The 14,490-nt window shown below is 63.3% G+C and carries 14 protein-coding genes; 3 read left to right on the forward strand and 11 right to left on the reverse strand.

Annotation, left to right across the window (positions count from 1 at the left end; genetic code table 11):
• Positions 1-329: 329 nt before the first annotated feature.
• From AC07PA_RS06400 to AC07PA_RS06410, 3 genes are all read left to right on the forward strand, one after another.
• Positions 330-716, forward strand: coding sequence for a hypothetical protein (locus tag AC07PA_RS06400; protein WP_494610159.1), 387 nt, complete (start codon positions 330-332; stop codon positions 714-716).
• Between the two features lie 70 nt (positions 717-786).
• Positions 787-1,236, forward strand: a complete 450-nt coding sequence (locus AC07PA_RS06405) for an HAD domain-containing protein (RefSeq protein ID WP_494610160.1) — start codon at positions 787-789, stop codon at positions 1,234-1,236.
• Between the two features lie 294 nt (positions 1,237-1,530).
• Complete coding sequence (locus tag AC07PA_RS06410) at positions 1,531-1,944, forward strand: hypothetical protein (protein WP_494610161.1); 414 nt, start codon at positions 1,531-1,533, stop codon at positions 1,942-1,944.
• A 21-nt stretch (positions 1,945-1,965) separates the two neighbouring features.
• Here AC07PA_RS06410 and AC07PA_RS06415 read toward each other — a convergent pair whose 3' ends face one another.
• The 11 genes from AC07PA_RS06415 to AC07PA_RS06465 form a co-directional block, all read right to left on the reverse strand.
• On the reverse strand, positions 1,966-2,097 hold the full coding sequence (locus tag AC07PA_RS06415; protein ID WP_494610162.1) for a hypothetical protein: 132 nt from the start codon (positions 2,095-2,097) through the stop codon (positions 1,966-1,968).
• 826 nt (positions 2,098-2,923) lie between these two features.
• A complete protein-coding gene (locus AC07PA_RS06420) occupies positions 2,924-3,439 on the reverse strand; it encodes a response regulator (protein WP_494610163.1) in 516 nt (171 codons plus the stop codon).
• Positions 3,436-4,731 carry a response regulator c-di-GMP phosphodiesterase, NosR family gene (gene nosR, locus AC07PA_RS06425; RefSeq protein WP_494610164.1) on the reverse strand — a complete coding sequence of 432 codons (1,296 nt, stop codon included), beginning with the start codon at positions 4,729-4,731 and terminating at the stop codon, positions 3,436-3,438. Before nosR ends, AC07PA_RS06420 begins: the two co-directional genes overlap by 4 nt.
• Entirely contained in the window at positions 4,728-5,624 is an 897-nt protein-coding gene (locus tag AC07PA_RS06430; protein WP_494610165.1) for an ATP-binding protein, read from the reverse strand. The genes nosR and AC07PA_RS06430 overlap by 4 nt, the downstream gene beginning before the upstream one ends.
• A gap of 9 nt (positions 5,625-5,633) precedes the next feature.
• The gene (locus AC07PA_RS06435) at positions 5,634-6,485 is read right to left on the reverse strand and encodes an HDOD domain-containing protein (protein WP_494610166.1); all 852 of its coding nucleotides are present in this window, start codon (positions 6,483-6,485) and stop codon (positions 5,634-5,636) included.
• A complete protein-coding gene (locus tag AC07PA_RS06440; protein ID WP_322592617.1) occupies positions 6,482-6,613 on the reverse strand; it encodes a hypothetical protein in 132 nt (43 codons plus the stop codon). Before AC07PA_RS06440 ends, AC07PA_RS06435 begins: the two co-directional genes overlap by 4 nt.
• Positions 6,610-9,447, reverse strand: coding sequence for an EAL domain-containing protein (locus tag AC07PA_RS06445; RefSeq protein WP_494610167.1), 2,838 nt, complete (start codon positions 9,445-9,447; stop codon positions 6,610-6,612). Before AC07PA_RS06445 ends, AC07PA_RS06440 begins: the two co-directional genes overlap by 4 nt.
• Positions 9,448-9,615: 168 nt before the next feature.
• Complete coding sequence (locus AC07PA_RS06450) at positions 9,616-11,070, reverse strand: aminotransferase-like domain-containing protein (protein WP_494610168.1); 1,455 nt, start codon at positions 11,068-11,070, stop codon at positions 9,616-9,618.
• An 805-nt stretch (positions 11,071-11,875) separates the two neighbouring features.
• Complete coding sequence (locus AC07PA_RS06455) at positions 11,876-13,735, reverse strand: P-loop NTPase family protein (protein ID WP_494610169.1); 1,860 nt, start codon at positions 13,733-13,735, stop codon at positions 11,876-11,878.
• Positions 13,720-14,271: an ABC-three component system middle component 2 gene (locus tag AC07PA_RS06460; RefSeq protein ID WP_494610170.1), complete on the reverse strand. Its 552-nt coding sequence runs from the start codon at positions 14,269-14,271 to the stop codon at positions 13,720-13,722. The genes AC07PA_RS06455 and AC07PA_RS06460 overlap by 16 nt, the downstream gene beginning before the upstream one ends.
• The gene (locus tag AC07PA_RS06465) at positions 14,226-14,414 is read right to left on the reverse strand and encodes an ABC-three component system protein (RefSeq protein WP_494610172.1); all 189 of its coding nucleotides are present in this window, start codon (positions 14,412-14,414) and stop codon (positions 14,226-14,228) included. The genes AC07PA_RS06460 and AC07PA_RS06465 overlap by 46 nt, the downstream gene beginning before the upstream one ends.
• Positions 14,415-14,490: the final 76 nt, after the last annotated feature.

Below are 14,490 nucleotides of genomic sequence, written 5' to 3' on the forward strand. Positions count from 1 at the left end.
ACTGCACGCTTCGCCTGGATAAGACTCTGCTTTGCAATGAGGAGACTCAATGGCTGCATCAGAAAAATTCACCGATGAAAAGCAGGCAGAGCTTTCCCGCATGAAGCGGGAAAGCATCAGCCGGTCGGTCCAAGCTCTCAACCGAGCAGTAGCGGAAGGACGACTTCAACCACACGCCAGCCCGAGCGGAGTTGACCCCGCCGGTCGCGCTCCCGAACGCAGAGCCAAGCCTTCGCGTCAGGTTGGCTCTGCTGGTTCAGAGGCGCAAAGTGATCGAGAGGTGCAGCCATGAGGTCCGATCCGCAGGCATGCCTGCAAGCGCGAGGTGGATGATGGGCCTACTTGCCTTTGTCAATGAGCGACTGGCTCCCGAAATCCGGTTGCAGCCTCTGGTAGACCTGCTTCACTGGCGCATTTTGCAGCGGGGCAATGGGGCACTGCATCTGGCGGTACAGATGGCTTGCGGCTCCTTCAGGCTCACATCGGCGCTGATGGCGATCGACCTTCCTCGCGCCACCATCACAACAGAATCGGGTCGCAGGTATCGGCTTTGTGCTGCCCCGGAGGACAACGAGGTGCTCCGTGGCCTCATCACGCTGAACGCCGCACGTGAGCTTGTCGTGATATCGGGCGACGTGAGCGAGACCGTTTGGAACGCAGTCTTGACCGGTGTGTGGAACGGCGAAAAGGGCAGCCTGCTGCCGCCCATCCAGTAGGCTACCTCAATGGATAGGTGTCCCAAAAATATAGCCCTTGCATTGCAGCAAGGCAGTAGTACCTACGGCAATGCGAACGCTTTTCCTTGACTTCGACGGGGTGCTACATCCCGAGTTCTGCCATGAGTCGAGGCACTTCTGTTGCCTTCCGTTTTTTGAAGAGGCACTACGACGGGTCCTGGATGTCGACATCGTGATCACAAGCACCTGGCGTTTGCAGCGAGGACTTGAAGAGCTTCTCGTTCACTTCTCAGCGGACGTGGCGCACAGGGTCATCGGTGTAACCCCTGCGATGTCACTACTCAACGATGTGCCTGATTCCTTGGCTAGCTTTGAGCGAGAGGCAGAATGCAATGCATGGCTGCGGTCCAAAGGCCGCCTCGCTTTCCCCTGGCTCGCTGTCGACGATAGACCCTGGCTTTACCGACCCTTCAATCGATCACTGTTTCTGGTCAACGGCAAGACGGGTTTGACAGAGCGGTCCGCACAAGAGCTGGCACAGCGTCTGCAAAGTCTTTAGGAGAAAAACGCGCCAGATCAGTTTGGGACGGGTTCTGTATGTGGCTTCAAGTTGGCCTTGGCATGCGAGCGGTTTGGATGAAGATAAAACGAGGGATCTTTTCCAATCTAATTGCTCGCGTACCGCAGTTTCCGCAGGGTGATGGCTGTGGCGGCGAACCGCAGAAAGCGGAAAGCCTCCTTGCGGAGGCCTTCACACTCTGTACACCGGGGCGCCCATTTCTGGGGGAGCAGGTCGGCGCGTCATTGAGGATTGTATTTGATAGCGAGTGTTACGTCGAACGAACGCTGTTCCATGTTCAGACTGCTGTCGCGGATAGGCGCTTTTGCGTATTTGGGACAATCTCTCCATCCTGAACGCCCAACGATGAAGCACTTCCAATTCAAATGGGTCCTGCGCGACCAACAGTACGAGTTCTCCGCCCTGGCCCATAGCAGTCGCGGCCAGCAGCCAGAAGTCGAAGCGGAGCTTGTTGAAATCTGGACCTGGCTGCAGCGCCAGAAGTTGCGCCCTGGCCAGTTCGGCTGGGATGCAACCCGTAAGACCCTGACCAGCAAGATTGAAACTCTCTCGGTGAGCCAAGGCGCTGTCGATAGTGATGGCGAGACCATTTTCCATCCCCAAGAGACTCGCCTGGTGTTGACGCTGCCAGATACTGTCGCCGTCAATTTTCGATTCGAGTTCAACGTGGTGGACGATCGAGGGTAAAGCCGCAGGCATGGAGTCCTCTCAACCATCTCCGAGGAACTGCTGTGGCATCTGCCGCGCGACCAGCGACCGCAAGGTGATCACGCGCGACGCCAGCGGTGCCATGCGCACCACGGAGTGGCTGCGCTGCACCGGCTGCGAGCGCGACTTCATGGATGTGCAGTCATGGCGCCAAGGCTCGCCATGGACTGATGCACCACCAGAAGTCGGTCAATGGAATCCAACGCGCAAGCAGTTGTACGTCCCAGTTGGTCTCGCGCTCACACTGTTCGCCGATTGGTTTCCCGCCGGCGGCGATGCGCCTCCGCCCGCTTCCACCGCATGATCAGCCCAGAGATGGACCAGGGCGGCTCTAGGAGCCTCTTGGCCGCTCCACGGTGAGTCCCTCTATCGCAGCTGCTTAGCGGTGTCGCCTCGGCCGTGGCACAGGCCTTGCGGGCCGAGGGCTGGACCTTGGTCGAGGTTGTGGACACCCTCGTGCGTGGCGCTCATGTCTACCTGGAGGTTTCCAAGCTAGATAGCAAGGCGTCGTGGTGGCCAAGACCAGTGCGGCGATCTGGGCCAACACGGCCAGCCGGATCCTTCCCAAGTTCTAGAAAGCCACGGGCGCCCAGATCGGCCCCGGCATCAACTTGCTGGTGGGCGCCCGCCCGTTGTTCAAACGCCAGTTCGGCTTTTACGTTGAGATAGATGCCATCGATCCCGACTACACGTTCGGTGACCTGTGCATATTTCGGAGCTCCTGGACGGCCGGTTCGGCACCGTGGTCACAGAGTTCGACACCACGGTCAGACGTAGGCAGATCGCCTGCCGCCTCGCTGAGGAACAGTTGGGACGGTCGGCTAGACTTCGGCTATCGGCCAAAACCAGTCATCTGGAGAATTCTGCGCCTGGACAAAGAACGCCGACCTCGCCCAGGCGTCAACGCCGCTGCGAACCAGTTCGGCAATGGAGTTGCGGCGGCTGCTCTGAGGCGGATTCATAACTCGCCCGGTCGCGTCAATAAATCGCCGGGCATCAGCACCTCGCCGTTCGGACCCCACTCGACCTGCGTGATGCCCGGCTCCAGCGCTTCAAGCCGTCTGCGTTCCAATTCGTATGCGCTCGGTGTCGCGCAAGGGTCGAACGCCAGCGCTGCATGCAGGTCAGCCACCAACTGCTGTTCGCTCCAAGGCTTCGGGATGTAGCGAAATACCCCCGCACGATTCACCGCGGCCAGCACAGTGGCGAAGTCGGCGGCGGCGCTGAGCATCATGCGCACTGCGCGAGGGTCCAGGTCCCTGGCGTGGGCGAGCAGTGTCACGCCGTCCAGCTGCGGCATGCGGTAGTCGCTGATCAGCACGTCGAAACGCTCCTGCTGCAAGCGTTGCAGTGCGAGCAACGGATCGGAGAAAATTTCCACGCTGAGCTGCTGCGGCTTGAAATGCAACTGCAGCAAACGGCGCAAGGCGTGCAGTACCGGCGCTTCGTCATCGATGATCAGCAAACGCTTCATGGGGTCACCTCCTGGGGCAGTTGCACGGCCAGCGTCAGCGACAGGCCATGTTTGAGTTCGAAGGCACGGATGCGGCCGATGAGATCCTCGGTCAGCCGCTGGCCGACCGACAGCAGCAGAACACCCTCCGGCGACACAAAATCCTGTGTCAGCGTATGGCCGGGGCGCAGCTCCGCGGTGGGCAGGCGCAGCGCCGCAACGGTCGGCTTGGGGGGCGCAGCCGCGAACAGTGCCGCGAAGGCATCGACCACACCCGGGTCGAACCGGCTGCCACGCCCGGCGATCACCGCGCGGCGCGCTTCCAGCGGGCTCAAGACCTGACCGTCGATGCGGCCGCTGCACAGGTCCTCAAAGGTGTCGGCCACCGCCAGGATGCGGGCGCCAATTGGGATCGCGGTGCCGCGCAGGCCGTCGGGAAAGCCTTGTCCATCCCAGCGCTCGTGGTGGGCGCGAATCAGCGGTGCGACGCCCTGCATGTCGTCGCTGGCCAGCAAGGCCTGTTCTCCGAGAACAGGATGCAGCTGGTAGCGCCGCAGTTCATCCCGGTCGAGCCGCCCCACCGGTCGCGACAGCACGGTGTCGCTCAGACCGATATGGCCGATGTCGTGCAACAGCGCGGCAATCGCCAGATTGTGTGCGGTCTCGGCATCCAGCGCCATCGCGCGCGCAATGCGCCGCGCCAGGTCGGCGACTTGTCGCGCATGTCCAACCTGGGCGCTGCCACGCAGCTCGATCAGCGCAGTGAAGGCCTTGATGGACGTGAGGTAGTTGCGCTTGACTTTGTCGTTGGCGGTGGCCAGCTCACCGGTACGTACGGCGACGCGGGCCTCCAGCCCTTCGTTCAGCGCCTTGAGCTCGTCGTTTTGCTGTTGCGTCAGCCGCTCCAGTGCCTGCTTGTCGGCGTCCAGTTGCTGGATCTGTGCGACCTGGCTCATTGTCAGCACCAGTTCGTCGTCGTTCCAGGGTTTGGTGATGTAGCGGTGCAACCAACCGCGGTTGATGGCGGCGATGGTCGAGCCCAGATCGGCCTGGCCTGTCAGCAGCAGTCGCGCGACATGCGGCCACCCCAGGCGGACCTTTTCGAGCAACTGCACGCCGTCCATGCCAGGCATCCGCATGTCCGACAGTACGGCGTTGACGGGCTCAAGGGCGAGCAAGGCCAGCGCCTCTTGCGCACTCCCGGCCGTCAGGATGCGCCAGCCCGTCGCGCGGAACAGCCGCCGCAGCGCGGCCAGGATGTTGGGCTCGTCGTCGACGGCAAGCACCGTCCAGGTCGGGGTGGCGACGCTCATTCCGCACCTCCTTCACTGCCCGGGCGCCGCACCGGCAGCGTGACGCGAAAGCACGAGCCGCGGCCCGGTTCGCTGCGTACGTCAATGCGGCCATGGTGCTTTTGCACGATGCCGTAGGCCAGCGACAGGCCCAGGCCGGTGCCGCGGCCCACCGGCTTGGTGGTGAAGAAGGGGTCGAAGACACGCTCCAGGTGTTCGGGGGCGATGCCGCTGCCGTTGTCCTCGACCTCGACCCATACTTCGTCCCCGATGTCGCCGCTGCGCACGACGATGAGCCCGCGTTCCGGGCCGAACGCATGGGCTGCATTCACCAGCAGATTCAGGAACACCTGGTTCAACTCCGACGGCAGGCATTCGATGTCGGGCAAGGTGCCGTACTCGCGGCGAACATCGGCACGGTACTTGATCTCGTTGGCAACGATGTTCAGCGTCGAGTCGATGCCTTGGTGCAGTGAGGCCCACGCCCACTCCTGGTGGGTATCGACACGCGAGAAGTCCTTCAGGTCCTGGACGATCTTGCGCACGCGCGACAGGCCCTCCCTCGACTCGCCCATCAGCATCGGGATGTCCAGCTTCAAATAGTCGAGTTCGACCCGCTCACGCAAGGCCGCGAGCTGCGTCGCGATGGCGCTACCGGCCAGCTCAGGCTCGGCCTGCTCGTAGGCTTCGAGCATCTCGAACAGGCGCTGCAGATAGGCTTCGAGCGTGCCGAAGTTCGAGAACACATAGCCGATCGGGTTGTTGATTTCGTGTGCTACGCCGGCGGCGAGCTGCCCGATCGACGCCAGTCGTTCGGACTGCAGCAACTGGTGCTGCGCGCTGCGCAGGCTTTCATTCAAAGAGCGCAGCTCCTGGTTCGCGCGCTGCAGCGCGATGAGTTCGGAATCAGACATGGTTTTCCTTCAATGAAGCAGCGCCTGGCAGACGGTTTCCAACTGGGCCTCGGCGTGCGCAAACACCCGCATGCAGGCTGCGTCGTCCAGGCCACAGGCTGCCCAGACCGGCAGCACCAACGCTGGCACCGCCTCTTCGGCGTCGCCGGCCAGACCAAGGGCGTGAGCGATGGCATCGCCCACATGCGCGATGCCCGTCAGCGTGAGCTCCGCGGTGGCTGGCGGTGAGTGGTGCTGGCGGATGGCATCCACGATGGCGGGCGCGAAATTCCACTGCCGTGCGATCAGCCCGCCGATCTCGGCGTGATCGATACCGAGCACGGCGTGCTCGGCATCACCGATGTTGCAATCCCTGTCATGCCGCCAACGCTCGGCTTCAGCATAGGCTGGCGCAAACGCGTTGGCCAGCGCCAACCGGCCGATGTCGTGCAGCAGTCCGACCGTGAACGCCACATCCGCGTCGTCGCGCCGCAGTTCACCGGCCAGTGCCTGGGCACACAGGGCACTGCCGAGCGAGTGGCGCCAGAAAGTGGTCTGGTCGAAGCCGGGATGGCGCCGGAAGCTGCCGGCCAATCCCGCGGCAGTGACCGCGCCGCGTACCGTGCGCAGGCCCAGTATGGTGATTGCCTCGGGCACCGAGCGAACCTGCCGGCCGCGACCGTAGAACGACGAGTTGGCCAGGCGCAGTATCTTGGCGGCCAGCGCCTGGTCGCGCGAAATCTTGTTTGCGTACTGCGTGGCGCTGAGTTCCTCGTGGCCGAGCGACTCGACCAGTTCGAGCACCACTGAAGGCAGCGGGGGAAGATCGCGCAGCGCGGCAAGCAGATCGTCACGGGAGATCGGTCGGGTGGGCGTGCTCATTGCTTGAACTCCTGGCGGTAGCGCTGCACAAGGTGCAACAGCGGATGCACCCGCCCGTCACGCAGGCTGTGGCGAAACAGGTGCGTTGGCACCACCGGTGGTGTGTCGGGGGTCGCTGCAAGGGTCATTTCAAGGCTCCCGCTTGGGGCAACAGCACCAACAGGCGGCCGCGTGCATTGCCAGTCAAATTCCGGCTCATGGCCCACCAGCGGCGGCCGGCCAGTGTGACCAGGATGGATTCACCGTGCAGAGCCCGCAGCAGGTTGGGTGGCAGGTAATCGATCGCAGCCCCGCCGAGAAACCCCTCACGCAGCCTGCACAGCGCCAGGGCCGGCGCATTGGCGAAGACCAGCAGGCCTTCGTCGTCGACGCCCACTGCAGGCACCGGCACGGCGTCCAGCAGTTCTTGCGCTGCCTCCCGGCTGCCGACCTCGCGCTGGTTCTGTTCGCGCTGTGCACACAGCAGCGTCTGCAGCCGCTGGCTCAGCTCGGCCAGGTCTCGGTTGGCGGTCTGCACCTCCCGGTCAAGACGGCGGTTGTGGTCTGCCATCTCCTTCAACGTGAAGGCCTCTCGCAGGTGGGCGCGCAGCTCTGCGTCGTCCCAGGGCTTGGCGAGAAACTTGTAGATCGCCCCCTCGTTGATGGCGTCGGTGATCGACTGCAGCTCGGTGTAGCCCGACAGCACCAGCCGGATCGTCTCCGGGTACAGCTGCTTGGCCCGGCGCAGCAGCTCAACGCCGGTCATGCCAGGCATGCGCTGGTCGGACAGGATCACGTCGATCTCGTTCCGCGCCATCAGCTGCAGCGCCTGCTCCGCGCTGGTGGCGCTGAGAATCAGCCAACCTTCGCCGCGAAGCAGCCGACGCAGCGCCGCGAGAACGTTTTCTTCGTCGTCGACCAGCAGCAAGGTGCGCTGTCGCGAACGCCGGTCAAGAAGTGACGGGTCGATCTGCCGGCCGTCGCGCAGCATTGCTTCGACCCCTGCCGCTGGCAGTGCGGCGCTGAACCAGTAGCCCTGCATCTGGTCGCACTGATTGGCCGCCAGCAGCGCAGCCTGGCCTTCGCTTTCGACACCTTCGGCGAGCACTTTCATCTGCAGCTGGTGTGCCATCGTGATGATGGCGCGCGTGATCGACACATCTTCTGCGGGAGCGGTGACGTCTGGCACCAGCGAGCGGTCGATCTTGACCACATCGACGGGCAGCCGGCGCAGGTAGCTCAGGCTCGAGTAGCCGGTGCCGAAGTCGTCGAGCGAGACCTCGACGCCCAGCGCGCGCAGTGCCTGCAGGTGTTGCACCGCCTGGTCGAAGTTGTTGATCAGTATGCTCTCGGTGACCTCGACGCCGAACAGCCGCGGGTCCAGGCCGCTTGCAGCGAGCAAGCCTTCGATGCGCCGCGCCAGGTCCGGCTGCACCAGTTGGCGCGCCGACAGATTGGCCGCCATGCGCAGCGGTGGCAGCCCGGCACGCTGCCAGGCCGCAGCCTGCTCGATGGCGCGGCGCAGCACCCAATCGCCGATGGCGACGATCAATCCGGTCTCTTCGGCGATCGGGATGAAGCGGTCCGGCGCGATATGGCCCATTGTGGGGTGCTGCCAGCGCAGTAAGGCCTCGACGCCGACGATGCGGCCTTGCACCAGGTCGACCTGCGGCTGGTAGTGCAGTTCGAGCTGCTCATCGCGCAGCGCCTGGCGCAGCGCGGTCTCCAGCGCCAGCCGTTGGGGGTCGTCGTCCTGCGGCGCGCCGGCATACACGCTGATCTGGTTGCGGCCCAGCAGCCTGGCCTGGTGCAGCGCTGCATTGGCGCGTCGCAACAGGGTCTCGGCGCTGTCGCCGTCGGCAGGTGCCGCTGCGATGCCGATGCTGCAGGTCAGGTGGATCTCATGCCCCTCGATCGTCATCGGTCGGGCGATACCGTCGAGCAGCGCTTGCGCCGTGAGCAAGGCCTCTGCCGAAGTGCCCACCACCACGATCACGAACTCATCACCGCCGCGGCGCGCCACCAGATCGACGCTGCGCACACCAGCGACGATGCGCTGTGCCACTTCGCGCAGCGCCGCGTCGCCGATATGCAGGCCAAGACCGTCGTTGATGCGCTTGAAGCGATCGAGCTCCAGCACCAGCACCGCTGTCTGGGCGCCGGCCTGCAGGGTCGCGCCCAGGCGCTCAGAGAGCAGTTGGCGGTTTGGCAAACCGGTCAGTTCATCGAACAGCAGCAGTTGCCGGATACGGCGTTCGGCGGCACGGCGTTCGCGCAGGTCGTCAATGCAGACATGGCCGAAGGACGTGTCACCGCTCGTCACCAGGCTGGCGGAGACATCGACCGGAATCTCATAGCCCTCGTGGTGGCGCAAGCGGGTCTCGAATCGCAAGGAACCGCGCTCGCACAGTTCACGCCAGCGCTGCGGCCACTGCGCCTCATCGACCTGGGGGGCGATGTCGGACACCCGCAGCCGCAGCAGTTCAGCACGCTCGATGCCCAGCAGCCGGCAAGCGGCCGCGTTGGCATCGTGAAAGGCACCGTCGGGCCCGATCTGAAGCAGCGCGTCGTTGGCCTGTTCAACGGCATGGCGGGTCAGCAGCAACTGGTGCTGCGCCTGCTCGCGCTCGCTCACGTCGCGCGCAGAGGGGATCAGCCAGACCACCCGACCCTCCAGGTCGTAGAGCGGCAGCAGCGAGAAGTCCATGGACAAGGTGTCGCCGCTGCTCGTGACCACCCGTATGTCAAAGCGCGAGGTCTCGCCGCGCAATGCGCTGGCCAGCGCCTGCTGCAGCCTCTGCCGCGATACCTCGCAGCCTTGCCACCACGGGGTGGTGTCGAATCGCTGGCCGAGCACTTGCTCGGGCGCACTGCCTATGGCCCGCAATGCCGCTTGGTTGGCGTAGCGCAGCACGCCATCGACGTCGAGCAGCCCGGCGAAGATGGACGGGCCCAGCCGATCCATCACCTCGTGCAGCGTCATCTGCTGGCCCGCTGGCGAGGGGCTTGCCGCCAGGAGAGCCAGCGCAGCATCGTGGTGCGGGGCACCTGGGAGGGATTGCTCTTTTGACATGCCGCCAGTTTGTCAGGCAAGCCCCGCCTGCGGCATGTGCAGTTGCTTGCCTGGACGACCGGATCAGATCGACTGTCGCTAGGCGGCAGCGTCGCGCGGAGCGTCGTCAATCAGCCTTGCCAGCGTACGCATGGCGCGCTCCAGCGTCTCGCTCCAGGGCTGCCCGCAGGTCAACCGGATATGGTGCTGAAACTCCGCTTGCGCCGAGAACATCGGCCCCGGGGCCAGGCTGATCTGCTGTGCCAGTGCGGCCGCGTGCAGGACCATCGCATCCACCCCGGTAGGCAACTCGACCCACACGAAATAGCCGCCAGCCGGCCGCACTACCCGAGTTCCCTCTGGAAAGGACCGAGTCAGGGCCTCAAACACGCTGTTGCGCTGCGCCTGCAGCGACTGGCGCAGGCTTCGCAAGTGGCGGTCATAGCCACCTTCCTGGAGGTACGCTGCCAGCGCGGCCTGCACCGGAATGGACCCCGACAGGCTCGTCGTCAACTTCATCCGTTCGACGTCGCGCGTGAACCTGCCGGGCGTGGCCCAGCCAACGCGGTAACCTGGAGCCAGGCACTTGGAGAACGACGAGCAGTGCAGCACCAGTCCGCGGCGGTCGAATGCCTTGGCCGGCAGTGGCGCTACCTTGCCTTCGTACAGCTCCGAGTAGACGTCGTCCTCGATCAACGGCACATCGTGCCGGGCGAGCAGCGCGACGAGGTCACGCTTCTTCGCTTCTGGCATCAGGCTGCCCAGAGGGTTCTGAAAGGTCGTCATCAACCAGCAGGCTTTCGGGCGGTAGAGCTCGATCACCTGCGCAAGGCGACCAAGATCAATGCCCTCGCGCACATGCGTCGGCACTTCGATAGCGCGCAGGCCCAGCCGCTGCAGCGCCTGCAGTGCCACGTAGAAGGTGGGGGACTCGACCACCACTGCGTCGCCGGGCCGCGCAACCGCGTTGAGGCACAGGTTCAGTGCCTCCATCGCGCCGTGGGTGAGCACGATCTCGTCAGTGGCCACAGTAAAGCCCTGGCGCAGATAGCGTTTTGCAATCTCGCGCTTGAGTTGCAGGTTGCCCGGTGGCAGGTCTTCGGCCATGCGCCATGGGTCGAGCCGGCGCATGCTGGAGATGAGCGCTCGGCGCAATTGATCGAGCGGAAACAGGGCCGGGCTCAGGAACGCAGAGCCCAATGGCACGATACTGCGCACTCGTGCGGAACCCAGGCACGCGAAGATCAGGTCACTGATCTCGACAGGCTGCGACCCGGATTGCGGCTGCGAAGTTTGGGGCTCCGGCAGCAACGTGCCGCCAGCGCGGGCGGCGACAAAGTAGCCCGACCGTGGTACCGCCCGGACCAAGCCACGGGATTCGAGCAGGTAATAGGCTTGAAAGACCGTAGTCGGGCTCAAGCCCCGGCTCGAACAGGTCTGGCGCACGGAAGGCAGGCGGTCTCCCGGACGGAGCACTCCACGAGCAATCTGCTGCTCGATTTCTCGCGCCAGAATTTCGTACCTGGTGGAGGCGGCGTTCAGGCGATTGGGCATGGTATTGGCACCGCGCCTCGGTCGACTGCCGGCTGGGGGTATGGCGTTCTTGCAGTTTAGGCCTTCTGCAGAGCGATGCAAGCGTCGGGACAGGACCGCGTGACCCGTATCGGCCTGATGAAGGTGGGCGGCCAAGTCCAAGTCGGGGCCACGGTATGTTCACGGCGTAAACAGAACGTGCCATGGGGCTGGACGAATGGCTGTGCAGTCCCCTTGGCGCAGCGCGACCCCAATGTCCAGATAGTTCTGCGATGCCCGGAACAAGTCTCTGAATAGCTGCAACCGCTGCAACGCGGCTCATAAGTTAGCGGCGAAAAGTCGGCTTTGGGCCCAAAGCTGCCGTTCGCTCTTGCCCAAAGCGGTCTTTCCACAACGCAATTTGCAGGGGCGCGAATCTGCCTTGGGCTACACGTTTCACTGCGAGTTGAAGGCAATGGACGAGGCGAGTGCAGTCCTTCAACTTGCCGAACTCAAGGCCCGGAAGCCGTCATCCAGGGAGAAGTGCCCGGCAAGTTGCGGCGCCTAGCTAGACCGTGTCGGAGTCGACTGATCTACAAGAGCTCACCTCGGGAACGATAGAAGGAAATTGTCAGCAAGCTCAAACAGACAATCAGTGGGGTCCTCACCGCGCTCCTTCATGTGCAGCATCTCGCAAAGCCTCTCGTCATTTACAACAAGCATCAACTTTCCATGTTCACGCATGGCCCCCTGCGTCATGGCAATTGCGTGCGCCTGATCATTGCTGGCCTCGACTCAGGGCCAGCTAAATCGAGGTCCCTAGTGCCCCATTGTTGGTAGCTGCGGGTCAGTCATCAGCCAACTCATTGCCATCGTCACTTTCAGCGGGCACCTGTGGCTGAGACGGCGCGACAACCCTGTGGGGATAGAAGCCGGACCGGCCGACACCAGGCTTTTTTGTGAACTGAATCGGCTTGAGCTTTTCAGCGGTCTCTGCGGAAATTCGCTCGTTCTCAAGCACGATGATTTGGCCGCGGCCTGAGAACTCTGCCAGCCAGGCGTAGAACTTCTCCGTGACCGTCGCGACAGGGACTTCGTGGGTTTCATCCGAGTCAGGGTCAGCGTAGGCCTTCAGGGGCGAGTCGATGACCACGACGCCAAGGTGCGGATGCCCCTGCTCAAGTGCGTGCTCCATCAGTGCGATAACGAGCGCGGACAGGTATAGAGCGCGCAGCCCGGCGCCGAAGCTGAGCCGGGTGCGGTCGTTCAGGACTAGGTCGCATGCCTCCGCATCGAGAGAAATGTTCTCGATGTCCGTGAATCCCCAATGCATCAAGTAGCCCAGCGCCGCATTCGCGACAGAGCGCCCGGACGCGCCGCCATCGCGGTTCACCTGAACCTTCGGGCGCAGCTTCTGCTTCTTGAGCCGCTCAATCTCGACCCGGAGGCGCTCAATCTCGTCGAAGATCCCAAGCTGAGCAGAGAGTTCAGTGCGGCGGACTGCCAACTGCTTGGGGTCGGCGGAAAACTCGATGCGCGTGCCCTGTATCACCATCGCCTCTCGGTTCTGCAGTGCATTCAGCCCGCTGCTGAACCGACCCACGTCGGCTTGCCAAGAGCCAAAGCGGCGACGCTCCCCTTCCAGGGCGGTCAAGAGGCCGGTACGAAGCCCTCGAATCTTTTCGGCCTCCGCGTTGATAGCGGCCCTGTATCGACCTGCCGTCTCAGGCTTCACGTCCTGCGATTCCGTCTGAGCTGCGGTAGGCGTCCTGCAAAGTGGGCAAGCGACAGCGGGAAGCTCTTCGAAGAAAGCCACGCCCTCGTGGGCTGCCCCGAGCCGTTCCAAGTCGTTCGAGTACTTCTGCTCCAACAGCTCGAATCGGCCAATCATGGATTTGGCGTGATTTAAGCTGTTCGTGGCTCGCGCCAACTGGTCCGATGCATCTGCAATCTCGCGGCGCAGTTCGCGCAGCTTGGCCGCACGCTGGTCGTACTGGGAGGACATTGCCACCAGGACCTCATCGACCCGCTCAAGTGCATCTGAAACGTCGCCTCGGTTGACGTCCTTGGGCAGCGCTGCCTGTACGCGCGCCAGTGCGTCCTCGGCGGACGACAGTTGGCCTTTGATGCGCTCGACCTCAGACGTCTTCTTCCGCAACTCCACCTTGGCGTCGTCAACGCCGGTGAGAAACAAGCTGAACGAGGCCGTTCTCTTGGTGACTGCGAAGCCCTCACCACTGGTTGGGTTCTCGCTCAAGATGGCTGTCTGGGACCACAGAGCCCAATGGCGAACATCGTCACCAGTCACCGCGCCACGTTCACTCAAGGACCGGATGATCTGCTTTCCATGGGCACCGCTGCGCTCGACCAGAAGTTCGCCGATGTCGTCTTCTAGTGGCTCGAATGCAAGCTCCTCATAGCCCATCGCTCTGACATACACCGTCGGCTGGCCGCCAATCAGTGCCCGGCGCACCTCATACTCAAAGCCCTCACTCTCGAATCGCAGCTGCAGTTCTTGGTAGCCCTCGGCGAGCGGAAACTTCTTTGGCAATTTGTCTCCGCCAAGCAAGAACCAGAGGCAGTCGCGGATGTAGGACTTCCCAGTGTCGCTAGGGCCTCGGATGAGGGTTCGCTTCTCGCCGAACTCGAGTACCGCGTCTTCCCTGTCCGGACCGATGGACTTGAGACGCTTCAGGACAATTGCCACGAGACCTCCAAGTTAGATGTCGCCGTCTCGAGTTCGGCACCCCAGAGATGGCCGCTGTCCGCGAACTGTTTAGTCAGGTCGGCCGAGTCGGAGTCCCCGAAATGCTGAGCGACCCATTCACATCGCGTTTCCAGCTTCCGCAGATACGTCGACGTCAGCGAAGAGGTCATCGACCTCGATGCGTCGCCTGCGTGGTATGTGATGCCGTAGTCATCCCATGAGGCTGTGACCAAACCTCGCGTGCTCATCAGGTACAGACCTTGTTCGATGAGCTCTCGGCGACTCAGGAGCTCTGCTCCGCGGAAGGGGACCGGGGTGTGCAGGCTGCTAGGCCCATTCAAGTCCGCCGAGTAGACGACTGCGTAGTCTAAGAGCACGAGCTTCTGCAGGTCAGCGCCTCGCGGCCCTAGCGACTGCAGCAGGTAGACCATGCGGATGCCCAACTCGAACGGTGAGTTGAACACTGGTAGTGCACGACGCCTGGCGTGCTTCATTTGACCCATGCCAGCTTCCCCTGATTGGCCAAGTGGTGGCATGTCCCGGGGAGGTCTCCCGGACGCAGCCGTGGCGACAGGACACTGTCGTTGACCTTCAGCCCTGCGACCGAAGACAGCCCCGCGTCGAGGCGCTCTTCTCCAGACTTGTGCTTGAGGCTCTTTACGCTCGGGCGGACGCCCACTAGTGTCGTGAGTTAGAAGTTCGTTGAACTAGTGATAGCGTGTCGAGTCAATCGTGTACCGTGTGCACACGAGGAG

Source organism: Acidovorax sp. GW821-FHT09B03 (genome assembly GCF_059418305.1).